General features: G+C 56.3%; 20 protein-coding genes. 11 read left to right on the forward strand and 9 right to left on the reverse strand.

The window, feature by feature from the left end; translation table 11 throughout:
• Both A3L02_RS03565 and A3L02_RS03570 read right to left on the reverse strand, forming a co-directional pair.
• Positions 1-630, reverse strand: a complete 630-nt coding sequence (locus A3L02_RS03565) for a hypothetical protein (protein WP_088862655.1) — start codon at positions 628-630, stop codon at positions 1-3.
• Positions 631-706: 76 nt separating this feature from the next.
• Positions 707-1,102 carry a hypothetical protein gene (locus tag A3L02_RS03570; RefSeq protein WP_088862656.1) on the reverse strand — a complete coding sequence of 132 codons (396 nt, stop codon included), beginning with the start codon at positions 1,100-1,102 and terminating at the stop codon, positions 707-709.
• A 187-nt stretch (positions 1,103-1,289) separates the two neighbouring features.
• Here A3L02_RS03570 and A3L02_RS03575 point away from each other — a divergent pair, with 187 nt between their 5' ends.
• The 3 genes from A3L02_RS03575 (at position 1,290) to A3L02_RS03585 (ending at position 5,862) form a co-directional block, all read left to right on the forward strand.
• Positions 1,290-3,374, forward strand: coding sequence for an Ig-like domain-containing protein (locus tag A3L02_RS03575; RefSeq protein WP_157895729.1), 2,085 nt, complete (start codon positions 1,290-1,292; stop codon positions 3,372-3,374).
• A gap of 395 nt (positions 3,375-3,769) precedes the next feature.
• Positions 3,770-4,567 (forward strand): DUF63 family protein, encoded by a 798-nt coding sequence (locus A3L02_RS03580; RefSeq protein WP_088862658.1) that lies wholly within the window; start codon positions 3,770-3,772, stop codon positions 4,565-4,567.
• Positions 4,568-4,689: 122 nt separating this feature from the next.
• Entirely contained in the window at positions 4,690-5,862 is a 1,173-nt protein-coding gene (locus tag A3L02_RS03585) for an ATP-binding protein (protein WP_088862659.1), read from the forward strand.
• Here the strand turns inward: A3L02_RS03585 and A3L02_RS03590 are convergent.
• From A3L02_RS03590 to A3L02_RS03600, 3 genes are read right to left on the reverse strand one after another with little or no spacing between them, the layout of a single operon-like run.
• Positions 5,813-8,350, reverse strand: coding sequence for a DEAD/DEAH box helicase (locus A3L02_RS03590; RefSeq protein WP_088862660.1), 2,538 nt, complete (start codon positions 8,348-8,350; stop codon positions 5,813-5,815). The two genes, A3L02_RS03585 and A3L02_RS03590, sit on opposite strands and share 50 nt — an antisense overlap.
• A 13-nt stretch (positions 8,351-8,363) precedes the next feature.
• The gene (locus A3L02_RS03595; RefSeq protein ID WP_088862661.1) at positions 8,364-8,834 is read right to left on the reverse strand and encodes an Lrp/AsnC family transcriptional regulator; all 471 of its coding nucleotides are present in this window, start codon (positions 8,832-8,834) and stop codon (positions 8,364-8,366) included.
• 26 nt (positions 8,835-8,860) lie between these two features.
• Entirely contained in the window at positions 8,861-9,988 is a 1,128-nt protein-coding gene (locus tag A3L02_RS03600; RefSeq protein ID WP_088862662.1) for a tyrosine--tRNA ligase, read from the reverse strand.
• Positions 9,989-10,111: 123 nt separating this feature from the next.
• Between A3L02_RS03600 and A3L02_RS03605 the strand changes: the two genes are divergently transcribed.
• The 7 genes from A3L02_RS03605 (at position 10,112) to A3L02_RS03635 (ending at position 19,158) form a co-directional block, all read left to right on the forward strand.
• The gene (locus tag A3L02_RS03605; protein WP_088862663.1) at positions 10,112-11,140 is read left to right on the forward strand and encodes a CGP-CTERM sorting domain-containing protein; all 1,029 of its coding nucleotides are present in this window, start codon (positions 10,112-10,114) and stop codon (positions 11,138-11,140) included.
• 76 nt (positions 11,141-11,216) lie between these two features.
• A complete protein-coding gene (locus A3L02_RS03610; protein WP_088862664.1) occupies positions 11,217-12,680 on the forward strand; it encodes an ABC transporter substrate-binding protein in 1,464 nt (487 codons plus the stop codon).
• Positions 12,681-12,831: 151 nt separating this feature from the next.
• A complete protein-coding gene (locus A3L02_RS03615; RefSeq protein WP_088862665.1) occupies positions 12,832-14,670 on the forward strand; it encodes an ABC transporter permease in 1,839 nt (612 codons plus the stop codon).
• A gap of 10 nt (positions 14,671-14,680) precedes the next feature.
• Complete coding sequence (locus A3L02_RS03620) at positions 14,681-15,745, forward strand: ABC transporter ATP-binding protein (protein ID WP_088862666.1); 1,065 nt, start codon at positions 14,681-14,683, stop codon at positions 15,743-15,745.
• 31 nt (positions 15,746-15,776) lie between these two features.
• Positions 15,777-16,394, forward strand: coding sequence for a DUF447 domain-containing protein (locus A3L02_RS03625; protein ID WP_088862667.1), 618 nt, complete (start codon positions 15,777-15,779; stop codon positions 16,392-16,394).
• Positions 16,395-16,439: 45 nt separating this feature from the next.
• Positions 16,440-18,446: a metallophosphoesterase gene (locus tag A3L02_RS03630; RefSeq protein ID WP_088862668.1), complete on the forward strand. Its 2,007-nt coding sequence runs from the start codon at positions 16,440-16,442 to the stop codon at positions 18,444-18,446.
• Between the two features lie 88 nt (positions 18,447-18,534).
• Positions 18,535-19,158 (forward strand): hypothetical protein, encoded by a 624-nt coding sequence (locus tag A3L02_RS03635; RefSeq protein WP_088862669.1) that lies wholly within the window; start codon positions 18,535-18,537, stop codon positions 19,156-19,158.
• On the opposite strand, the gene A3L02_RS03640 is transcribed toward A3L02_RS03635, so the two are convergent.
• Positions 19,159-21,297: a restriction endonuclease gene (locus A3L02_RS03640; protein WP_335755138.1), complete on the reverse strand. Its 2,139-nt coding sequence runs from the start codon at positions 21,295-21,297 to the stop codon at positions 19,159-19,161.
• A 144-nt stretch (positions 21,298-21,441) separates the two neighbouring features.
• Between A3L02_RS03640 and A3L02_RS03645 the strand changes: the two genes are divergently transcribed.
• Positions 21,442-22,689 (forward strand): phosphoglycerate kinase, encoded by a 1,248-nt coding sequence (locus A3L02_RS03645; protein WP_088862671.1) that lies wholly within the window; start codon positions 21,442-21,444, stop codon positions 22,687-22,689.
• Here the strand turns inward: A3L02_RS03645 and A3L02_RS03650 are convergent.
• Genes A3L02_RS03650 through A3L02_RS03660 form a run of 3 tightly spaced genes read right to left on the reverse strand, consistent with a single transcriptional unit; the run spans position 22,683 to position 24,753 of the window.
• Positions 22,683-22,991, reverse strand: a complete 309-nt coding sequence (locus tag A3L02_RS03650) for a hypothetical protein (protein WP_088862672.1) — start codon at positions 22,989-22,991, stop codon at positions 22,683-22,685. The genes A3L02_RS03645 and A3L02_RS03650 overlap by 7 nt on opposite strands.
• Before the next feature lie 12 nt (positions 22,992-23,003).
• The gene (locus A3L02_RS03655; RefSeq protein WP_088862673.1) at positions 23,004-23,768 is read right to left on the reverse strand and encodes an ABC transporter permease; all 765 of its coding nucleotides are present in this window, start codon (positions 23,766-23,768) and stop codon (positions 23,004-23,006) included.
• A gap of 4 nt (positions 23,769-23,772) precedes the next feature.
• Complete coding sequence (locus tag A3L02_RS03660) at positions 23,773-24,753, reverse strand: ATP-binding cassette domain-containing protein (RefSeq protein ID WP_088862674.1); 981 nt, start codon at positions 24,751-24,753, stop codon at positions 23,773-23,775.
• Between the last annotated feature and the right edge of the window lies 1 nt (position 24,754).

The following is a 24,754-nucleotide window of genomic DNA, read 5'->3' on the forward strand; positions in this document are numbered from 1 at the left end:
CTAAAGGAGCGGTTTTACCAGGGAATCCACCGGGATCGAGTGGTCGCCCACCGCCGAAACGTATTCGGGAGGAGCCCTTAGAACCGTCGCGTTGAGGCGGTGGTGGCCGCGGTAGGAACTGGTTCTAAGAACGGCGAGCGCCTCGAAGAGCTCCGGGACATCGAAGAAGCGCCTGAATTCCCCGGGAAGGTCGAGCTCGTTGAGGTCAATGGTGGAGTGCCCCAGAACGAGTACGAGCCCCTTCCCATCGACCAGTTTCCTTACCTCGACCAGCGTCTCGGCGGAGCGGTTGAGGAGCGTGGGGAAGGGCGAGGCGACCACGAGGGAGCCATCCTCGACGAGGTTTAAAGCCTGAACGAGCTCCTCGAGGGAGTAGACGTTGCCGGTGTAGAGGTTGGAAACGTCCTCGGTGAGGCGCTTCAGAACCTTTACGGAAAACGAAGCCCCGGGCCCGACGTGGTAGACTGGACCATCCTTAAGGGCGTTCGCGACGAGGTGGTACAGGAAAACCGTCTCGGCCAGCTCGTCTGTGAAGATGACCCCGGCTAAGCTTCCCTCCGCGAGGCCGAAGGGGAACCCTTCGAAGGGCTTAACCTCCCTCGATTGGAGCTCCGCCGGTTTGAAGAACATGGTTATCACACGATTTAGCGCGCTGGGGGTATTTATACCTTACCCAAGCGGTTCAAAAGGAAAAGGGGGGAAGGGGTCAGATGCCGGCGAGGGCACCGAGTGCGCCGAAGGTGAGGAGGCCCAGGATCACGAGGATGAAGAGCACGAGCACCACTATTACCCCTGATAGCAGCCACGCCAGGAACGCCCTGAGCCAGTCGGTGTTGAAGACCACCTTTATGACCCAAAGCTCTGTGATAAAAGCCATTATCGGCCCGAGGGGATGCAGGAATATCCCGAACAATGCGCCCACGATCATCCCGAGGATGCCCCCGCCGAGTATCGCCACCATTGCCCTCCCTATCGACGCATCGCGGATTCCTATCAGCTTCGCCGCCATCCAGAGGAACAGCGCCGCTACGAAGAGCGCCAGGAGAAAGGCGAGTACGGCCACCGCGCCCATACCAAAAAACATCGCGTGCCAGTACGGCATCGTATCACCCCCCATCTTTTGAAAGCCCATCCTTTTCCGGGTGGATTCGGTAATCCACCAACGATCCATAGTTGATTAAACCCATATAAATACATATCACATAACGCCCTGAGGGGGAAGCCATCGTCGGTGATTTGTGTTTCAAGCTCAGCATTAATTTTATATTCTTTTGGGCTTAATTATGTCCATGGTTTCGCGGGTGGGAATTGGGAAAAGTCACGCTGGAGAGCGTAAGGATAAACCCCTCAAGCGTTACTTTTCACTCGTGTTAATCATGCTCCTCATCATCGCGAGCGGTTGCCTCAGCGGCCATCACCCCAACCCAACCACTTCAACCATAACCCAGCAAGCCACGGAGACCCGGCAAAGGGATACTGCTCCCCCCGAGGTGATCCTGGAGAGCGTGAGCAAAAACCCGGACAACGGGAGCATAACAATAAAACTCGCGATAAGGGACGACTCCACCGTGAAAACCGCCCGCCTAACCTACGATAACGTTAACCTAACCCTAAACAAGACCGGTGAGTATTACAAAACCACGCTGAAACTCGAAAACCCGGATGAAGCGAAGGAAGCATGGTTAAAAGTAACGGCCACGGACGAGTACAACAACACTGCCCAAAAAACCATTAGAATCGAGTGGAGCTTACGGGACGCTTACGTTTACTTCCTCAACGAGAACAACCTTGATGACAACTTCTTCCTCGAATTCTTCAATCAGAGCGAGGGCTTAAGGCATATGTTCGACGTGAGCAAAAACCTAACGCGGGAAATCCTCCTCGTGGCGAATAAGAGCAGTAAGAACCTCGAGGACAACATCGCCTTCCTCGCGCTGAATTACACCGAAACCTCGCGGGAGGCGAGGCTCTACTTCAACATCCTATCCAGCACGGGAACGTATAACGCTAAACCGGAAGTGGTTCGAGCCTTGTACTACTACGTTAAGGCCGTGACCGGCCAGGATCTGCCGTTGCACGATTACGCGATTTTGAAAACCTTCATCAACGCGAGCGATGAAAACCCGGAGTTAATAGACTTCCAACCTATTGTATTGCATGATAACTATCGCCACTGGATTAAAATATATTGGTACAATAAGCCGCGGGACACGTGGATGATAGTAGAATTCATAAGGAGGAATCCTTATGTTGTTGAAAACGAAAACTTATACCTACCTGTAAACATGCTGATAAAAGAGACTGCGTGGAATTTCTTTGACAATAAATTTGGACCCAGGTACGCTGATAAACACCATAACAATCTAACAGAAAAACAATTAGATGCAATATACAATCCAGAGAGTGAAGACGTGTGGTATGTTATACAAAAACTCTGGGATTATTATTACCAAGGCATAAACAAGAGATACCAATACATTAAATGGTGGGATAAAGAAGAATTCGCTAAACAGTATCCGGATATAACAGAAAGAAAGCTTATACTGCTTGGTTTATGGGATGTACCAAACCAAGTACCGGATTTGAGTCATACTCATAAAGACGAAAGAAACAATGATGTTTACAACGTTGTTTGGGGTATGGAAGCACAAAGAAGGCTTGTTGATGAACTAGAAGAAATGTATAAAATACTTGATAATGCAAGTAAAACAAATGAAGGTAGATGGCAATACCTTTTAGCTTGGTATCAATGGATAGTGGATAGAGGACATAATGGTTTGCCGAACATGCACGAGCAGTTCGTCGGGGCGAAAGTGGGGGAAATAAAAATAGCTTTAAGAGTACAATTCGAGAGATGGACGGAGCAACAAAAAGAAGATTGGTATAACGACATCATGAACCACAACGGAGTAGATCAATTTCTGACAAAAATCTTTCCAGATTATGAAAAAGTGAAAGCGGCTTATGGATACGTAAGGTATAATGGAGGAGATTTCGGCGGAGAAATAGGAACTTATTATTATGGATTAAACCTAGCTTTCAAGGCATATGGGATACCAACTAGAATAAATTCTCTTGCTATAAATAAGGGTAGATCTGCATATTCATCTATTTACATATACAAAGCACCTTTAAGTACAATAGGTGGCGAATTCATTTTCCCATTACCAAAAAACATAAGGGATTTGCTGAAACAAAAATATGGTGATGGTATAGTATTTTCTCCAGAAGGAGGATTTAGCATGTATGGCTTAAAAGATGGTTTAGAGAAAGATGGGATGCTTGAAATAGGAACATGTTTTTACAGAATAACAAAAGACGTAAAAGTGATAGACCCAGAGAAACACAAAATAGTTCTCTGGAAAAAGAGCTAAGAACTAAATGGATTTTCTATCAACGATCTTAACAATAAAGAATAGTTGTATGCCCATGTTGGTTCATCGCATAAAGCATTACCCTGGTTGAACACAAATACCGGACCCACCGCGCGGGAAATTTCCGCCATAGTCTTGTGACGCGATCATCGGAACCATCGGCTCCATCGTCACGATGATAATTTTCATCACGCCTTTTTCCATTCCACCGCTGAGGGATCAACTTTCGGCAGAGTTGAGGAGGATCCTTAACCCCCAAATTAATTGCAGGTGGTTAACCATGGAACTCCCTGAACACACAAAAGGAGTTGCATTTTTAGAACCTCACCACTTATCAGCTTTTCCGTCCCGAAACCCCTTTAAACCCCGGGTATGAGGGACTCGGGGGGAGAAGCATGACTGGAATATGGCAGGCGATCTGGGAGTTCTTCTACACCTACTTCTGGCACCCGATGTTCACGAGGAGCGGCTACAACGCGGTCAACACGTTCGTGTACGCACTCCTGTTCGGGCTGGGAGTGATATACTCATATAAGTATATAATCAAACCTCTCGGGATAAAGGTGGACGAGAGGCTCTTCCTGGCGGTTACGCCGATGGTGGTCTTCGGCTCGACGGTGAGGGCCCTCGTCGATGGCGGGATCCTTCCGGAGAACCCGCTCATACTGACGCCGGGGATAGTCTTCACCGCGTTCCTCCTGATAGTGCCGGCCATCATGGCCGACGCAAAACTGGGAACGTACCCAAAGGTAACGATTGCCTGGGGCTCGGTTCTGGCCCTCTGGGCCATCTACGTCTGGGTCACCCACGCCAGGAACTGGGAGCCCTATGCGCTCACCCTCCTCCACACCGCGGTGAGCTTCGCCGTTGTCCTCGCGTTCTACCGGTGGAAACCCTTCGACAGGCTCTACCTCTACCCCACCCTGGCTCATTACTTCGACGTAGCCTCCACCGTCGTGGCCATCCACTACTACGGCTACCGCGAGGTTCACTGGCTCGAGAACATCCTGGTGAACCACTTCGGGGCCTACTTCTACTACCCCTGGATAACGGTGATACTCATCGTTGTCTACTACGGCCTCAAATACCTCGTGCCGGATGAGGAGGAGAGGCGGTTCTGGTACCTCGCGGTTTACATCCTCGGCCTCGGACCGGCCATAAGGGACCCGGCCCAGCTGGTTCTTCAGCTTTGAGGCCCGTCCCCAATTCTTTTGTTTTTGATTTTGTCTTTTCATGAAGACAAAATTCGGCGATTTTGTCTTTGCGTGAAGACAACATTTTCAAGCATTGGGCCCAATGAGATACGGTGGGGGGAATGGAGGAGAGGGTTCTTTCGTCGATAGTCTCAACGAGCAAGAGGCTCATGAAGTGGGCCTCAAGGTTCCCGAGGAGGAGGTTCCTTTACGATGAGCTAAAGGGGGTAGACGAGGAGTACTACGTCGGGATAAAGGGAATCCGCGGCGTTGGGAAGACCGTGCTCCTCCTCCAGCTGGCGTTTGAAACCGAAAAGAGCGTTTATTTTTCGGCGGATTCAACCCTCTTAAAGCCCTACTCCCTGTACGAAGTCGTTAATGAACTCGCAGGAATGGGTTTTAGGAACGTCTTCATCGACGAGATTCACAGGAAGGCCGGATGGGAGGAGGACCTGAAAACTCTTTACGACGAGCACGGGGTCAGGGTCTTTTTCTCGGGCTCTTCTGCCGTGGATATAGTCCATTCCTCGGCCGACCTGTCCAGAAGGGTGGTTCTTAAGGAACTTCCCCCGGCGTCCTTCAGGGAGTGGCTCAACGTAAAGAGGGGAACCGACCTCCCCCGACTATCGCTCGATGAAATCCTCTCGAACACGTTCGAGGCAACAGAGTTGTACATGGAATACGCATCCGCCTGGAGGGAGTACATGCTCAGAGGCGGGGTTCTTTATCCGGAGGGGGGATTCTTTGACGCCCTTGAGAACTCCATCCGGAAGGTCATCCTCGAGGACATGGCCTCCATGAGGGAGGTGAACGTCAAGTACGAGGAGGACGCCTTCAGGTTGCTCTACCTCATAGCGAAGTCCAAACCCTTCGAGGTCAACTACTCGAAGATAGCCAGGAACCTCGGGGTGTCGAAGACCCTCGCCGTGCGGCTCGTCTCCGACCTGGAAAAAGCCGGGCTGGTGATCAGGGTCCTTCCATGCGGTAACGTCCGGAAGGAGCCCAAGCTTTACCTGACGGTACCGGTCAGGCGATTCTTCGAGAGGAAGGGCTTTTCCGTGGAGCTGGGGGCACTCCGCGAGGAGTTCTTCGTGAACCACGCGCGGCACCTTGGGCTCTGCTATCCCAAGGGTTCCGGAACAGGGAGAAAACCCGACTTCGTGGTGAATGGGAAAGTCTTCGAAGTCAGTGGCCCCGGTAAGGGGAGGGGACAAAGGCCGGACTACGTGGTCTCCGAGGGCCTCCTCACCGGGGGTAACCGCGTCCCCCTCTTCCTCTTCGGTTTTCTATACTGACCCTCCCCTCCTCGATCTCCCTCCTGAGGGTCCTCGCTTCTTTTTCGGCCTGCGCAACGCGGAAGACCCTCGCTATCCTCTCGATGGCCTCCAGCTTCCTCACGACCCCGTCGAGCCAGGTGAAGACGTCGCCCGGGTAGACTATCAGCCCGTAGACCTTCCTGAAGTGCTCCGCTATCTGCGTGGGGTGCCTCCCGCTCCGCCTCAGCTCGATTACGAGGTTGCTAACCCGCTCCATCGCGTGGTCGGTGCAGTCCTCCTCCGGGCACATGAAGAAATCCTGGTAGAGGGTGAAGAGCCTCTCAGCCGCGCCGGGGCTCAGCTCCGGAATTACCTTATCCAACTCGTCGAGTATCGAGGCGAAGCTCGGGGAGAAAACGTTGGCGCTCAGCCGCCCTCTCACCGCCCCTTCAAGCTCCCTCTGGAGCGTCCCGCTCAGGTAGAGGTTCTCGAAGGGGAGGAGCTTAACCGCTATCCATTGGGCGGGCTTCTTTCCGAGGTTCTCTCTTATGAAGGCCGCCTCCTTCGGGAGTAGGAAGCTCATGCTGACGGCCCTTCCGTAGGGCGTGACCTCGACGACCGGCCTTCTGAGGCGGACGAAACCGAACTCCTCGAGCTTTTGGAGGACGTTCTCCGCGCTCTGGTTGGCGCCGAGGCATCTCCCCTGCACCTCCTCTATGACGTCGAGCCTATCGAAGACGCAGGAATGGGCCAGGACATTGTCCTGCTCCAGCTCGTCGCTCCACTCGACGCTCACAGGCTCTATCGGGGCCGTCAGGAGCTTGAAGGCGACCTCATCCTCGGAACCGTCCATCCCTGCGGAGTACTTTCTCCCGGGCTCGACTATCAGGTAGACCTTCCCCTTCTCGTGATAGAGCGGCCTTCCGGCCCTTCCGAGCATCTGGTGGAACTCCCTAACCGTAAGCCACTTGTTGCCCATAGCGAGGCTCTCGAAGATGACCTGCGAGGCCGGGAAGTCGACGCCCGCCCCCAAAGCCGCCGTCGTGACGACCACGTCCAGGCGCTGGGCCAGGAACTCCATCTCGGTTAACTTCCTCTGCTTGTAGGGGAGGCCGGAGTGGTAGGGCTTGGCCTTCAGACCCTTACCCGTGAGGTAAGCGGCCAGCTCGTGCGTTCTCTTCCTTGAGAAGGTGAAGACTATCGTCTGCCCTTTATAGCCCTGCCTCGACTTCCCCATCGCCTCGGCCCTGCAGAGGACCGCTATGTGGCGCCACTTCTCGGACTCGTTTCTCGCTATGATGACGTGCCTCTCGAGGTCAACGGGCCTCTCGTCGTAGAGGACCGGCTTAAGTCCGAGCCCCCGGGCCAGCTCTCCCGGGTTCCCGACGGTCGCGCTCAATCCGATAAACTGGGCTTTCGGGTAAAGCTTCCTCAGGCGGGCGATGAGGCCGTCAAGCCTCGGCCCGCGCTCCTCGTCGTCCAGCGTGTGTATCTCGTCTATGACTATCGTCCCGACGTTGCCGATTTTCCTGCCCGCCCTCAGCAGGTAGTCTATACCCTCGTAGGTTCCGACGATGATGTCGGCGTCTATGCCCGTATCGACCACCACGAGCTCGTCCCTCGTCTTGATCCTGCTCATGCCGACGCGAATCGCGACCCTCAGCCCGAGCCTGGAATATCTCCGCTTGAAGTCCTCGTACTTCTGATTCGCCAGGGCCACGAGCGGGACGAGGAAGAGGAACTTCTTGCCCCTCAGGGCCTTCGGGACGCCGGCCAGCTCGCCGATGAGGGTCTTGCCGCTCGCCGTCGCCGAGACGACGAGCAGGTTTTCGCCCTCAAGAAGGCCGTTCTTCACCGCGAGACTCTGAACCGGGAGGAGCTCGTTTACCCCTTCGGCCTTGAGAACCGATTTGAACTTCTCCGGGAGGGGAAGCTCGTCGATGCGGATCCTCTCAACGCGCACGTGCTTGGCCTTCAGCTCGTCCCACTTCGTCACCTCCGGATGTTTCGTCGGGTCGAAGCGGGGGTCGAAGGCGTAGAGAACTTTGTCGAGGTCGCGGAAGCGTTTGAGAAGCTTCTTCGCCTGGTCAAACATGGCCGTGCTCTTGAACCTGAAGCGGAGCTCCCTCTTAAGCTCGTCCTCCGCACAGCGCTCGCATACGTACTCGTTCCCGTACTTAATCCGGTTGCCCTCCGTGAGAACCGTTATCCTCCCCTCGAGGAGGCAGAGGCGGCAGAGCTCGGCCTTCTCGATTCGCCTGTTCTGGAGCCTTCTCCTGAAGTAGTCCTCCCATTCGTCGGCGTTGACGAGGACTATCCTCGCCCCCCTGAGGAGCTTCTCCATCTCCTTGGGATTGCGATACTGGCTCCCCTCGAGGACCTTGAAGAGCCTTCCCTCGCGCATTACGAAGCGGTAGACCGCGTCGGCATTGAGGTTCCCCATCGCCGAGAGCTTCTCCGGCTCGTTCTCGATGAAGAAGGCCTCGAGCTCGTTTCTCTTTCTACCCGGTCGAATCACGAAGAGCATCTCTTTTCCTCCGTTACCCGCGCTTCTCCAGGGAAATCCAGTTATCCTTGAACGTGTCTATGATGAGGGTAACCTCGACCCGCTCGAGGTTCTTGCCGAACAGTCGTTTCAACCTCCCGGCGAAGGCCTTGATCTCATCGGTATCGCGGAAGCTCACCCTTATCAGTATCTGTTTCTCCCCGCTGCGCCTGTAAATGGCCTGGACCTCATCGAAGCCCGCGATTCTCCTCAGGATCGGGTCGACGGTGTGGTCGTCTATGGCCAGCCTTAGCTCCAGAAACGCCTGGACGTACTCGTCGAGGAAGGCGGGGTCAACGACGGCGGAGTAACCCCTAATGGCCCCGAGCTTCTCCAGCTTCTCCATCCTGTTCTTCACACTCGCCGGGGAGAGGCCTATCCTCCTCCCGAGCTCGGTCAGGGTTATCCTGCCCTCCTTCCTGAGGATCCTTAGAATCTCCCTGTCCTTCTCGTCCACGCCGGGCATCGGTTCCACCAGCGAAGATAGGAAAATCAGCGGGTTATCTTTATCTCCCGCATCAGCTCGAGGGGCTCCGGGTGCCTCTCGAAGTAATCCCTGACCGGTTTGAGGAGGTCGATCAGGTACTCGGCAACGGCGTTCTTGAGGTCGAGCGGGTGGAGCTTTCCGGCCGCGAAGTCCCTCTTCAGCTCTTCAATGGTTGTGTAAGTGACGTCCCCACCGAACTTCGCCGGGCGGTGAACGGTAAACTCCGCCGGCTCCTCGCGGAAGATTATGTGCTCGGCCCAGTCGAGGACAGGGTTGTAGTTGACCTCCCTCGCTGGACAGAAGGCCTTCCTGAGCTTCTCCTTGATCTCCTTCGGGGAGTCGTGGATGAAGACGGCAGAGTAGGGTTTGCTCTTGCTCATCTTCATCTGGGTCTTGAGTTCTTTGAACTGCTCTTCGCTCTCTATGGGCCACACCGGCGGCTCCTGAAGGCCGAGGAGGAGGTGGTGGTGCAGCGCCACCGGCTTGAGCTTCTCGCCCTTCCACTCGAGGGCGTGGTACCTGAGCTTCTGGGCGACGTCTATCGCTATCACGTGGGCCTTCCTCTGGTCCATGCCCGCGTGGGCTATCGTGACGCCCTGGTAGTAGATGTCCGCGACCTGCATCGCAGGGTAGATGAGCTTGGCGAAGTCTATGCCCTCGCCCATCTGGCGGCCCATTATGGTTATCGAGCGCATCATCCTCGCGAGGGTGACGTTCTTGGAGATGTCTATGACGGTCTGCCAGTAGTCGCCCTTCTCGAGTATCTCGCTGGCCAGCACGAACTCGACCTTCTCCGGGTCGCCGCCCATGACCTTTACGCTCTGCTTCATGCCCTCCTTGAAGTAGCTCAGCGCCACCTTCTGGATTACCTCGAGGTCGCCGCCGAGTTTGTCGTTTATCCAGCTGTGCCAGTCGGCTAAGAAGATCCTCGTCCTGATTCCAGCCTTCTGGAGGTCGGCTATCTTCGCCCCCGCCATGAGCCCGGTTCCGAGGTGAATGTAACCGCTTATCTCGAACCCGATGTAGTGCCGCATCGGAACGCCGACCTCAAACAGGTGCCTCAGGTTCTCCTCCGTCAAAAGCTCCTCCGTGGGCTTCCTCTTGATGAGCTCGATCTTCTCCTCCACGTCCATCAACACCACCTGAAGCTTGAACGGTACGAGCCTTTAAGGACTTTGCGGAAGTTTTTCTGAGCTGTTAAAGTTCGGATTCATAAGATTTATAACCCCGCAGGGCATAAATAACCCGGTGATACCATGAAGAAGGCTGCGGTGATAATAGCCGTGTTTGTGTTCTTTGGGATTTTTGGTTTTGCCATGGCAAGCGCCACGACGATCGGTGTTGACCTCTCCCACGGGGAGAGCGACAAGGGACTGACAGCTTTAACAGACAAGGATGGCAACGTTCTCGCCGAAGGGATGATAAAGACCATCAGCGACGTCACCTGGGCCTACATCGGTCCCGCCGAGAAGGCTGACACCCTTGGAATCAAGCAGCTCGGCGACAAGATAACCTACGACGCGATTAAGGACGTCGACTTCCTCATCTTCGGCCAGCCGACCCAGGCGTTCAGCCCCGACGAGATCCAGGCCATCGTTAAGTGGTGGAACGACGGCAACAGGATCCTCTGGGTTGCCGCCGATTCCGACTACGGCGACGGCCCGCAGAGGATTGACTTCGCCGACGCGGTCCTCGACGCCATCGGAGCGAACCTCCGCATCGACCAGGCTTCGGTTGAGGACTCCACCAGCAACGCCGGAGCGGGCTACCGTGTCGTTGGCCTCGTCAACCCCGACTCGGCCACGCCTGAGAAGGACATGCTCACCAAGAACCTCGCCAACGGTGGAAAGGTCCTCTTCCACGGCCCGGGCGTCGTCGCCTACTACGATGAGAACGGTAACTGGAAGGCCCTCAAGCCGAACGCCGGCATTAAGAACGTTTACGTTATAGTCACCAGCAGTGAGAACGGTCAGATAGTCGAGAACACCGACCCGGCTGCCAACGCTTATACCGCCGGGGACACCGGCCAGTTCCCGCTCATGGCGGTTCAGCTCTTCCCGGACAAGAAGAACGTGCTCATCGTCAGCGGTGAGACTCCGTACGGTGGATACGAGCCGATGTGGGCTCCTGAGTACCATGGCGTCAAGCTCGACGGCCCGCAGTTCGTGAGCAACTTCATCCACTGGGCTGTAAGCGTCCAGAAGGAATCCGGTGGGAGCACCTGCGGTCCGGCGGCTCTCGTTGGACTCGCCCTCGTCCCGCTCCTCCTCAGGAGGAGGAAGTGAGCGGTTTTCTTCTTTCTTTGTCTATTGAACCATTAATTTTTTATTGCGTTTTGCGAAGGTTGAGAAGGTGATGGACATGAGAAAGCTGGCTTCAATTGGCGTGATCCTTCTTCTTGCACTCAGCGTAGTGGCCAGCGGATGCATCGGCGGTGGAGGAACTTCCACGGGGACTTCAACCGGTTCCTCGGGCGAGGGTATAACCCTTGTTGTGATCACGAGGCACGACGCGACCATCCAGTACATGGTGAAGCAGGCCTTCCTCAAGAGCGATATAGCCAAGCAGTACAACATTAAGGATCTTAAGTTCATCAAGGTTCCCGAGAGCCTCTGGCCGAGCTACATCCAGAAAGGCGCCGACGTTGGATGGGGCGGCGGCCCGACGCTCTTCGACGACCTCTACAAGGCCAACTACCTCGCCCCGATAACGGATCAGAGAGTTCTCGGTCTCCTCGGCAACCCAATACCTACCGAGCTCGCCGGAATGTCCATGATCAGGAAGGACGGCGATAAGGTGTACTGGATAGCGGCCGCGCTTTCCTCCTTCGGTTTCACGGTCAACAAGAAACAGCTCGCCAAGTGGAACCTCGAGATGCCCGAGAAGTGGGAGGACGTCGCCAGCGAGAAGTGGGCCCTCGATCCCCCGCAGTACGGCATAGCCGACCCGACCAGGAGCACCTCGAACACGAGGATATACCAGATCATCCTTCAGGCCTTCGGATGGGACAAGGGCTGGCGCATCATGACGCTCATAGCGGCCAACTCCAAGATTTACATGGCGAGCGACGCCGTCAGGGACGCCGTGATAAACGGTGAGATAGCAGCAGGAAACACCATAGACTTCTACGGTTACACCGCCATGCAACAGAACCCGGACTGTCTCTACGTTGTCCCCAAGGGTGAGAGCATCATAAACGGTGACCCCATAGCACTGCTCGCCAAGGCACAGCACCCCGAGGCCGCACAGGCCTTCATCTACTGGGTTCTCACGGAGGGGCAGGCGGTATGGATGAGCCCCGACATCAACAGGTTGCCGATCAACCCGCAGATATTCGACATGAAGGTGACCAAACTTTACGCAGACGTCGTGTTCAAGGGCAAGTACGAGGGCCAGACGTTTGGCGAGGCCAGGCCGGCGCTCAAGAAGGCCTACGAAGACGCCACCAGCGCCCAGGGAATCCCCTTCGACGACAAGCGCGCCCTTGAGACCGTCAGTGCACTCCAGTACTACTTCAAGGCAACCCTAGTTGACCCGAACCAGCAGCTCCACAGCGCGTGGGTGGCCATAGTCAAAGCCTACAAGGACGGCAAGATAACCAAAGAACAGTTCGAGCAGCTTAAGGACGAGCTCACCGCGCCGATAGAGTTCAAGGATCCGGAGACCGGCAAGACCGTTACCTTCACCGAGGACTACGCCAAGAGCATCAACGACAAGATAGTGAAGGACAGGAACTTCCAGGATCAGCTCGTTCAGGAGTGGCGTCAGGGGGCCATCGACAAGTACAACAAGGTTCTTCAGGACCTCAAGAAACTCACGGGATGATTTTGACATTTTTCTGAAAACTTTCTTCTTCATTTTCCCGGGAGTTCAAACGTAAAAAGCACAAGCGGTTTTGGAAACGTTTAAATAGGCCTCCCCTTAGACCATGCGAGAAGCGAGGAGTGTCACATAATGAGAAGGAGGTTGGTAATCCATGAAGGTTAGCAAATGGAGCGAGAATCTCTTTGGAACCCCAATTTTCGATCCCGTGGTAACCGCTTCATTCCTGATACCCCTTCTGTACATGGTGACCTTCCTGATAATCCCCGTCCTCGCGATGTTGGCCATAGCCTTCGAGTACAACGGACACCTTTCCCTGCACTGGTTCGCAAGCCTGAAATCTGATTACTACTTCAGCCTCCACCCCCAGGGAACGTTCTCGCAGCTAATAACAATGGGTAACGGCGAGAAGATCTACTACGTTCAGGGCCTGGACTTTGGGGTCATCCTGAATTCAATAATAGTCTCCATCAGCGTCATGATACTGACGACGATTCTGGGGACGGTCTTCGCCTTCGTCATGGCCCGCTACAACTTCCCCGGAAAGAACATCGTCAGGATCCTCCTCTTCGTTCCCCTCCTCGTCACGCCCTTCGTTAACGTCTTCGTGGTCAAGAAGATGTTCCTTCCGAACGGGCTCATCAACTGGATCTTCTACGACATCCTTCACGTGTTCCCGCATAGGATAGTTATCGATGGTCTCGTGGGCGTCATAGTGGCCCAGACGATGACCTACTACCCGATAGTCTACCTCAACGCCTACGCCAGCTTCATCAACATAGACCCGACCCTCGAGGAGCAGGCCGAGAACCTCGGGAGCGGTGGGGTCCACCTCTTCAGGACGGTAACCTTCCCGCTCGCCCTCCCAGGAATAGCGGCCGGGGCTACCCTCGTCGGAATATTCAGCCTCGAGGACCTCGCCGCGCCGATAGTCTTTCAGGGCAACCCCCTCGCCAGGAAGCTCATGTCCTTCCAGATCTACAGCGCCTTCACCAGCGGCTTCAACGTGGGGAGCCCACAGTTAGCCGCCCTCGCCCTCGTAATGCTGACCATAGCCCTCCTGATGTTCCTCGGCATCAGGAAGTACGTGAGCATGAGACAGTACGCCATGCTAAGCAAAGGTGGACGGTGGAAGCCCCGCGTTGCCAAACCCAAGCGGTGGCAGGCGGTTCTCATATACCTCGTCGTTCTTCCGATGCTCCTCATCTCGATCTTCCCGCAGATTGGAGTTGTTCTCCTCGCCTTCAGCAGGAGCTGGGCCGGCACGTGGCCCTCCGGCTTCACGACCGCCCACATAAAGAGCATAGTGACCCAGCCCGACATCGAGAGGGTCATACTCAACAGCGTCACCTACTCCACCATAGCCATAGCAGTCATCATCCTCCTGTCGCTCACTGCCTCCTACGCTTCCAGCAGGTTCAAGAAGAGCAAGCTCGGCCCCGTCCTCGACAGTCTCGCCACGATACCCATAGCGGTTCCCGGAATAGTCATCGCCATGAGCTACTTCTTCTTCTTCGCCAAGGTGTTCCCGGACACGCCCCTCGATCCCACCAACCTGCTCGGCTTTAACCCGGCCATGGTTCTGGTGCTGGCGTACTCAATAAGGCGTCTGCCCTTCGCGGCGCGCTCAATATCCGCGGGAATCCAGCAGGTCCACGTATCGCTTGAGGAAGCCGCTCTGAACCTCGGAGCGAGCAGGTGGAAGGCCCTGACGGGCATACTGATACCCCTGATACTGCTCAACCTCCTTGGTGGGGCAATGCTCAGCTTCGTCTACTGTATGAGCGAGACAAGCGTAGGCATCACCCTCGGTTCTATAAACCCCGACTACTACCCAATAACCGCCAGGATGGTCGAGCTGATGACGAGCGCCGTCGGAAGTGCTAACTTAGCGGCCGCGCTTGGCGTCTTCCTCATGACCGTGCAGATCATAGCCATAGTCCTTGCCAACGTGATAACCAAGCAGAGGTACTCCTTCATAGGTCTCACATGAGGTGGTTGGAATGGTTGAGGTCAGACTTGAGAACATCGTCAAAACCTTCGGGGAAACCGTCGCCCTTAAGGGTATAAACCTTCACATAAGGGAGGGGGAGCTCTTCACACTGCTCGGACCGAGCGGTTGCGGAAAGTCAACGACGCTCAGGATAATCGCGGGTCTCGACTTCCCGGACAGCGGGACCATCTACTTCGGCGACGAGGAGGTCACGTACCTCCCCTCCAGCAAGCGCGGAGCGGTACTCGTATTCCAGAACTACGCCCTCTGGCCGCACATGACCGTCTTCGACAACGTCGCCTACGGCCTCAGACTCAGGAAACTGCCCAGGGAGGAGATAAAGAAGAAGGTGGAGTGGGCCCTCGAGCTCGTCAAGCTGAGGGGCTTTGAGAACCGCTACCCGACCCAGCTCTCGGGTGGCCAGCAGCAGCGTGTCGCCATAGCCCGCGCTCTCGTTGTGGAGCCCAAGGTTCTTCTCCTCGACGAGCCCTTGAGCAACCTCGACGCCAAGCTCCGCCTCGAGATGCGCTCGGAGATAAGGAGGATCCAGCGCGAGCTCGGGATCACCGTCATCTACGTCACCCACGACCAGGAGGAGGCCATGGCCATAAGCGACAGGATAGCCGTGATGAACGTCGGAACCGTCGAGCAGGTCGGAACACCGAAGGAGATCTACGAGAGCCCGAGAACGGAGTTCGTGGCCAGCTTCATGGGCAAGACAAACGTCATCCCCGCCAGGGTCGTGGAGAGGGACGGCGACCGCGTTTCCGTTGAGTTCGAGGGGATGAAACTGGATGGCCTTCACTACACGGGCGAGAGCGACGACGTCGTCATAGTCATCAGACCCGAGAGGATAAAGCTCAAGCCGGCCGAGAACACCGTTTCCCTAACCGGAACGGTAGACCTCGTAGAGTACTACGGTTTCTTCGTCGAGGTCGTTGGCCTCTTCGGGGAGACGAGGATCATAGCCAGGACCATCAGCGACAGGGAGGTCGTGGGATTAAAGCCCACGCAGCCCGTGACGTTTCACGTGGACAGGGACGATATCATAGTCCTTCCGAAGCAGCAACTTTAAACCCCTTTTCTTATCCACATTCGGTGATGACATGGGGATCCTGGAGTTCTTCAACGAGGGCCAGGTTTACGAGGTTCTCCTGATCACCCGCTCAAACGTGGCCCCCGTCGGCGTCGTGAGGGCCGGTAGGGTCCTCTCGTTCAGGCTCTTCGGGGGAAGGAGCGCGGGAGAACTGGGGGAGTATCCGTACGCGTCAATTCAGATAACCAACGATGCCGAACTCCTCGTAAAACTCGCCCTGAACTTTGAAACCCACCTCGAATTCGGAGGGGATGGGAGGTACCGCTGGATCAGGGGTCTTCCAGGGGTGTACGGCGAGGTTAAATCCCGGGAGAAGGAATACGTGGACGAAATCGGGAAGACAAAGATACTGGAATGCTCCCTGGAACCAAAGGGGTTCATCGAGGGGAACCTGCCACCGAGGCCCCTCAGCAGGGCCGACTTCCACCTCATCGAGATGGCCGTCCATCTTACGAGACTCCTCCCGGCCGTTGAGGGTGGAAAGGAGGAGGTCGTGGAGAGGCTCTACGACGAGGTCATCTCGAACTACCGCATGTACAAACGCTTTGGGGGCCGCTCGAAGGTCGCGGATAGGATGGTGAAGATGGCGAAGGCCGGCCTTGGTGAGAGCCCCAAAAATGTCCGGTGAAGGAAAACTTATAACCCCCTTTTACCACGGTTCTCCGGTGATGCCATGTTCGGCAGGAAAATAATATCCCTGTTGATAGCCCTTTTTGCCCTGGCGGCGATTCCAGCCACCACGGTCTGGGGAGCGACTCCATCCAGCCCCGGTGAAATTCTGATCCAGCCCCTCCCGGGGGTGCCGGCCATAGGAATGCCCGGCGACGTCATAGAGATACACCCTGCGGAGGGCGTTACGATCCAGGGACTTCAGATAGTCTCGATACTCCACGGACCGTACGATCTTAAGATCCTGGGTACGGAGAACGGCGTTGTTAAGGCCAGGATACCCGAAGACGCGGTGCCTGACGATTACTTCCTCGTTGTTAAGAGCAACAAAGGTGAAGTGACCATCCCCAACGGAGTGTGGGTGATGAAAAGTGCTCCCACGGTTCTCAGGATAGCCCATGGCAGTGACCTCCACGTCACGAGCGGTTCTAAGATGGGTTTCGTCTGCGGGGACTACTTCCAGAAGAGCATCCCCGAGATACTCAAATACTGCAAGCACCCCTACGCGATGCACAGCTACACGGCCCAGGACAGCTTCATGACGTACTACGCCATGGTCGGAAGCGGCGAGAACGTTGTGAACCTGATAATAAGCACCGGCGATGACGTCGACACCAGCGGGGACAGCCAGGGGTACATGATGTTCGATAGGGGCATGACGCACGCCACCGCTGCCGGCGTGCCGGTTATAAGCGTCAAGGGCAACCACGATGATCCGCCGACATATTACAGCAAGTACATAGGCCCCAGATACTTCTACGAGGTCATAGGGAACTTCCTCATCATAGGACTGGACAGCCGCGGCGATGAGGCGCATCCAACCATGGAGCAGCTCCAGTGGATGGAGGGGGTTCTGAAGGACCATCCAGGTAAGACCGTTATAGTCCTCGTCCACCACCCCTTCTGGTACAGCACACAGGATGGCAAGTGGGGCGGGACGATAAAAGGTTACACGGCCTTCGATGACAACGACTGGAAGGAGATGACCAAGTTCGTGAGCTGGTACTGGGAGGGCAACAAGGGACAGTACGACGAGATAGCCAGAACCTTCCTCCAGATGGTGGAGAAGTACAACATTCCCCTCATCCTCGCCGGGCACATCCACAAGGACAAGCCGGTTCTCTACATCGACAAGGAGGGTCACGAGCACTGGTTCTACACCCTCACCACAACCGGTGCCCCGGACAAGACCAGCAACCCACCGAGCGAGGCGGACAAGAAGAAGGGGTACACCGTTCCGAGCTGGTACGGCTCCCAGGTCATATACGTCCATGAGGATGGAAGCGTGGAGTTCCCGCTCGCCGGCAACGTCCTCCACGAGGGCATAGACTCCCTCCCGGTTCCACAGAAGTTCATCGTGTACAGGCAGGTCGGAACGGAGGGAAGCGCGGTCAAGTTCGTCAACGAGCTTGGCAAGACGGTGAGCGGGCCCTTCGTCCTTGAGATACCCGCCGGGGCCAAGGTCGACCCGGAGCACACCAACGTAACCTACAAGGTCCTCGGGGAGAGGGAGATCGGCGGAACAGACTACCTGCTCCTCAACGTCACCGTCCCAACAGGGGTAAGCCAGGTAACGGTTGTTAAAGGCACCGATACGCAGGCACCAAAGGTTAGCGTGGGATACCTAATGCCGAGCAAACCCCGGGCGGGCAGGCCCTTCAAGGTCTACATCACCGCCGGCGACAACGTCGGGATCAGGGACGTGAAGGTGCAGATAATAAGCGACGGCAAGGTCGTAGCCGAGTACCCGGCGTTCTCAATGAAGCCCGCCGAAGTCTCGGCCACCTACTTCACGGAGATCCCCGGCGTTAACGCGACCAGCTTCACCATAAAGGTCATCGCGACCGACTTCTACGGAAACAAGGGTGAGGCGGCATACACCGTCGGGGGAGCGACCAAGACGAGCAGCCCATCGGAGAGCACCACCCAGAAATCCGGTGGGAGCACCTGCGGTCCGGCGGCCCTCGTTGGACTCGCCCTCGTTCCGCTCCTCCTCAGGAGGAGGAAGTGAATCTTTCCCTCCTTTTTATATCCTACCTCGTTTTTTCTGACCCATCCCCGGGAGGGAAGAGTTTTTAAGCCATCCCCATAAGCCCCCCATGGTGATGAAGGTGAAGTTCAAGGGCAAGGCCTTCGGTAACATCGTGAGGATGGAATTCGATATCCTCACCCTTGGCGAGCTTAAGATAGACGACCTGCGAGACTTCGATACTGACTCAATCAAGATCGAGCTCAAACCCACCTCCTCAGGTATAAAGGTTATCGGCATCTGGGAGGGCACCATCCAGGACGCGGGTGAGGGAATACGGAGGGCCCTTGAGGAGAGCTACAGGCTCCGCGAGAGGATACTGAACCGGATAAAGAGCAAGACCGAGGCGATAAGGAGCACCATGCAGCAGCTTGGCTTCAAGGAGGAGGTGGAGGGCTACGGAAGCGTCCTCAGGTTCACCAAGAACATAGGGGCCTACGAGGTGATGGTGATAGCCTCGACCACCGAGGATCTCGTGCGCGTTGAGGTCTACGGCAACGACAGGAAGATAATCAGCCCCGAGATAGAGAGCATATTCGAGGACGTCGAGGTCGAGGAACTCGAGGTCTACGACTTCGAGGAGGGCAAGGAGGAGAAACTCGTCATCAACCTGGAGATCCCGAAGAACGAGGACAAACCCGAGAGGAAGATAGTCGAGGCCATAAAGATGATAGAGAACATGCTCATGGCCTGATCACTTGTACTTGTTCTCGAGCTGGAACTGCTTCAGCTTTGCCGTTATTCCCCTTATGGGTGCGGAGTCCTCGCTGATTATCTCCCCGGTTTTTGTGTCTATCCTCGCGTAATAGAGCTTTTCCCTTCCGGCGACCTTGATGTGTATGTATCCCCCCTCCTTGTAGTGGGTGAGCCTCTCGGTTTTCAGGGTTTCCTCGCCAAAGGTCTTCCTCAGGTGTCCGTGGTACATTTCCTCGATGGCCCTCTCCGTGAAGTGCACGTCCTCCTTGAGGACCTCCCCCGTCGCCCTGTGGAGAACCAGGGTTCCCACCTTGGTCTTTCCTGTGAACTCAACGTTCCAGTTTTCGTCCAGGGAGATCGAATCTATCCTTGCTTCTTCGTCTATATCCCTGGCACGTTCCATGGCCATCTTTTTCACCAGCCCCTCCTTGAGAACGCGGTCAACCTCCTCCATCAGCTTCCCGTCCCTGCTCAACCTCACGGTTATCAGGTGTCTGTCGCTCCCCGCATTCACCCTGTACTCCGTCTCGTTCTCCTCCACGGAAATTATCTCAAAACCCGGATACTTCTCCGCCACGAGCTCCCTTGCCCGTTCTTGGCTTATCTCAACGAGGTAATCGAGAACGTCCCCCGTGGCACCGTCCATCTTCACGATCGCCTTTCCGTCGGGGCTTTCGAGGGTCAGCTCAAGGTACTTGTGTTCGAGCACCCTGTAGGACTTCATCGTAAGGTCTCTGAGCGGGAAGTTGGCCTCCATAACTTTCCGTCCGCTGTTGAAGACCCCTTCGGGAGAGAGAAGCTTTTTAGCCACCTTATACGTGCCCTTCGTCATGTCGACCTCGACGACCGCTATCCCGTCGCCAAGGAGGACGTCCGCAACGGCCACTTTCCTGCCCTTTTCCAGGTTCAGGACGGTTCCTTCGGGATACTCCTTCTCAAACAGCTCCTTCAACGCCTCATCGCTCAGAAGGGCCTCAAAGTTAAGTATCTTCCCTGTGTAGGGGTTGAACGAAGCCTCAAAGGAGAACCTCAGGGTTTTACCGGACACCTTTACCCTATCCTTCTCCCTCCGTAGCTCCCTCTCAACCACTTCCTCCCCCGTCTGCTTTAGCACTGCCCCCTCGGTTTTTCTGATGAAGTGCTCATCCGGCAGGGGATTTATATCGAACTGAACCTCGCCGGTTTCCAGGTTAACTGTGGCCTTCGCCGTGTTATCTCCCACCTTGAGGTGGAGCTTCGCGAACTTTGGAACGTAGACCTTCTTTCGTTCGTTTATGGATATTTTTCCCTCCGCTACACCAAGTTCCCTGGCGGCCCGCTCCTTGAGCAACAACACCGCCTCGCTCGGACTTATCGGAACCTCGATGTTCCTCTCGGTTGCCCGTATTGACGACGAATCGTTGAGCATGGCCTTGGTCACGGCGACACCGAGCTTCTTGTCTTCGGTCGCACGCAGGACTATCTCATCATCCGAGAACACCACGGCCCTGTCCCGCTCGTCTGACTCCCCCACGGACCAGGAAAAGATGTAGGCGGTTGAAAGCGCTACGGACAGCGTTTGAATGCTCATCTCAGCGGGCTTAATCGGATACTTGAGAGATGCAAAATTGGCAACCCTCTCGAAGACGTCCTGGGCCGAGAAATCATAGAGCAGTGGGGCATCGAGCTCAAATTCTTTCAGGGGATTTTTCTCCCTGGATTCCTCTGTGTTTTCCGGGATATTGAGAAGCTCCTCTGGGGGCTCAATCCCATAGTTGTGGAAGAGGGAGACAAGTTTCTTACCATCCCAGGGGACTATCTTTCCCCTGTACTCCTTCGAGATGAGCACCCTGGCGTCCTTGGTAAAGCCCGCGGTTGATATGAGTATCCCCTTATCGGCCTTGTACCTGCTCACGAGGTCCGCGAAGACGTTAACGTCGCGTGATGAGGCCAGTCCTTTGCGGTGAAGAGCTATAACGAGCTTCTCCATTCCCGCGATGGGGTCGTCCCTTATGGCGACGATGTCTATCCCCCATTCCTTCCCGCTCGAAACCCTCTCGTAATCCCTGAAGCCCATCCTCCTGAGCAACTCGATTATGTTTTCAAGGAGAACGTCCTTGGGTGCGCGCATTATTGTATCCTTGCTCCACGGCATCATCCTCACCTATGAGGTTGAAATCCGGTACAAAAATATCTTTGGCTCCTCATTTTATAAATCTCTTTCCCCCGGGAGTTGGTTATCACTCCAAGTGTTCAAAACAAGTTTTTAATGGGGTAACTTTAACATTCGCGTGGTGATTGAATGTTCAGGCTCACCGATTTCGATTATCATGGGAAGACGGTGTTCCTGAGGGTTGACCTCAACTCACCCGTCAGGGATGGCAGGATACTGAGCGACGCGAGGTTCAGGGCGGTTCTACCAACCGTTGAATACCTTCTGGAAAACGGGGCGAAGGTCGTTGTGGGAACCCACCAGAGCAAGCCCTACAGGGGAGATTACGTAACCACAGAGGAGCACGCTGGGGTTCTGAGCGGACTTCTGGGCCGGGACGTCGAGTACGTGGAGGATATATTCGGGAGGTGCGCCCGCGAGAGGATAAAATCGCTGAAGCCCGGAGAGGTTCTTATGCTGGAGAACCTCAGGTTCTCGGCCGAGGAAGTGGAGTATCGGCCCATGGAGGACTGCGAGAGGACGTTCTTCGTGAGGAAGCTGGCGCCGCTAATCGATTACGTCGTGAACGACGCCTTCGCGGCCGCCCACAGGAGTCAGCCGTCGCTGGTGGGCTTCGCGAGGCTCAAACCCATGATACCGGGTTTTCTGATGGAGGCGGAGATCGAGGCCCTCTCGAGGGCCTACGACACCGAGGAGGGGCCCAGGGTCTACGTCCTCGGCGGCGCGAAGGTCGGCGATTCCCTCCGGGTTGCGGAGAACGTCCTGAGGAGCGGGAGGGCGGACTTTGTGCTTACGGGCGGCCTGGTAGGGCAGCTCTTCACCCTCGCCAAGGGCTTCCACATCGGGGACGCCAACCTTGAGTTCATGGAGCGAAAAGGTCTCCTGAAACTGGTGGACCGGGCAGAGAGGATACTTGACGGGTTCTATCCCCGCGTGAAAACGCCGGTGGACTTCGCCGTCGATTACAAAGGAGAGCGTGTCGAGATCGGCCTCCTGAGCGGGGGGAAGTGGCTCCTCGACCGTCTTCCCATCCTCGACATCGGTTCAAGAACAGTGGAGAAGTACCGCGGTATCCTCATGAAGGCAAAGGTAATCGTCGCCAACGGGCCGATGGGAGTCTTCGAGAGGGAGGAGTTCGCCCTCGGAACGGTCGGTGTCTTCAGGGCCATCGGGGAGAGTTCCGCGTTCAGCGTGGTCGGCGGGGGTCATTCCATAGCGAGCATCTACCAGCACAACATAAAGGGGATAAGCCACGTCTCCACGGGTGGTGGGGCCATGCTGAGCTTCTTCGCAGGGGAAAAGCTTCCGGTCCTCGAGGCGTTCAGGATAAGCTACGAACGGTTCAGGAGCAGGATGGGAGGGATTAAGGATCAGTAACCCATCATCACCCCGAAGACCACCGCGACCCACCATACCTCGAGGAAGGCGAAGCCGAGGGTTGCGGTTCCCGCGATGAGCCAGGCCACGAATATCGCGTAGGCCAGGAACGTTACCGCCACGTGGAGCATCAGGAAGGTTCTGTCTATCTCCCGTCCCGCCTTCATCCAGCCCGTTGGCAGGGGCAACCAGTCGAAGAAAGCCCCGGCGAGGGCGAAGATCGGGCGGTTAAAAAAGACGGCGGGGATAAAGAGGGAGCCCGCGAGGGCCACGCAAAGCATCGTCAGGGATTTCTTCCTCACCTTTATCACCCCTCAGTCTATCGTCGCCTTCCTGAACTCCAGGGCCGCGATTCCTGCGAAGAGCGCGGCCAGACCCGCGAGCACCAGCCAGTCCGTTGCGAGTCCGAAGGTGGGCTCGACCCCGGCCAGGTAGTGGCGCGAGGCGTCCACGGCGTAGGTTAGCGGGTTCACCTCGGCCAGCCACTGCATCCAGTTGGGCATCGTCTTCACGGGGTAGAAGGCGCCGCTGAGGAAGGTCATGGGGAGCATCAGCATGGTCACCACCATCTGGAAGCCCTCCATGCTCGTCATCCTGAGCGCTATCGCGACGCCCATTGCCGCTATCGCGACCCCTACGAGGAAGCTCAGCCCGAGCACGGGGATGACCCCCGCCACTTTGAGGTCCGCCAGGAGGAAACTGAGCGCGAGTATGATGACGCCCTGTATCATGGCCATTAGCGCTCCCCCCGTGATCCTGCCGAGTATGGCCTCTACCCTGCTGGCGGGGGCGACTAAGATCTCCTTCAGGAAGCCGAACTGCTTGTCCCATATCAGGGTTATCCCCTGCATGAAGCTCATGGTGAAGACCGTCATGGCTACCACGCCGGGCACGAGGTAGGTCATGTAGTCAACGCCCCCGAACAACCGTGACGCGAAGGGGTTGTTGAAGACCCCGCCCCAGCCCTTTCCGAAGAAGATGAGCCAGATCAGCGGGTTGATTAAAGTGCCCGCGACCCTCGAGCGGGAGCGGGAAAAGCGCTTCAGCTCGCGGTATATCATCGTGAGGAAAACTTTCATGGTATCACCTCCTCCTCGACCTCATTATCATCCTCATCACGTTCTGCTCTCCTCCATCCTCCCTGATCTCCCTGCCAGTCAGGTGGAGGAAGACGTCGTTCAGCGTCGGCCGGTGGTAGGTCACCTCGAGGATCCTCACCCCACTCCCGCTTGCGAGCTCGAAGAGCCTCGGCAGTGCTTCGGCGGCGTTCTCCACGTCGAACCTAACCCGCCCGTCCGGGAGCACCTTGCATCCCCTGATGAAATCCCCCTTGAGGCATCTGAGCTCTTCCCTGCCCTCGAGCTTCAGGTAGACGACCTCGTTCCCAACGAGCCTCTTCAGCTCCTCGGCCGTGCCCTCCGCTATTATCCTGCCGTGGTCGATTATCGCTATCCTGTCGGCGAGCCCCTCGGCCTCGTCCATGTAGTGGGTGGTGAGGAATATCGTCATGTTGTGCTCCTCCTTCATGGCCCGGATGTAGTCCCATATGTGGGCCCTCGTCTGGGGGTCGAGGCCTATCGTCGGCTCGTCGAGGAAGAGCACCTCGGGCTCGTGGAGGAGCGATCTGGCTATCTCGAGCCGCCTCTGCATCCCGCCCGAGAAGAACTTCACCTGCCTGTCCCTGAACTCCCAGAGCTCCACGAACCTTAGCAGACGCTCTATCTTCTCCCTCAGTTCGTTTCCGCTCAACCCGTATATCCTGCCGTGGATGAGCATGTTCTCGTAGGCGGTGAGCTCCCGGTCGACGCTCGGGTCCTGAAAGACTATCCCTATCTTCCTCCTCACCGCCATGGGCTCCTCAACGACGTCGTGACCCGCAACGACGGCCTTACCCGCGGTCGGCTTTAGGAGGGTCGTGAGGACGTGGACGGTCGTGGTCTTCCCGGCCCCGTTGGGCCCGAGGAAGGCGAATATCTCCCCCTTCTTAACGCTGAAGGATACGCCCCTAACGGCCTCGAAATCGCCGTACTTCTTAACGAGGTTCTCGACCTCTATAGCCTCCATC

Origin of the sequence: Thermococcus celer Vu 13 = JCM 8558 (assembly GCF_002214365.1) — an archaeon.
In the GTDB taxonomy this organism is placed as follows: Archaea; Methanobacteriota_B; Thermococci; order Thermococcales; family Thermococcaceae; genus Thermococcus; species Thermococcus celer.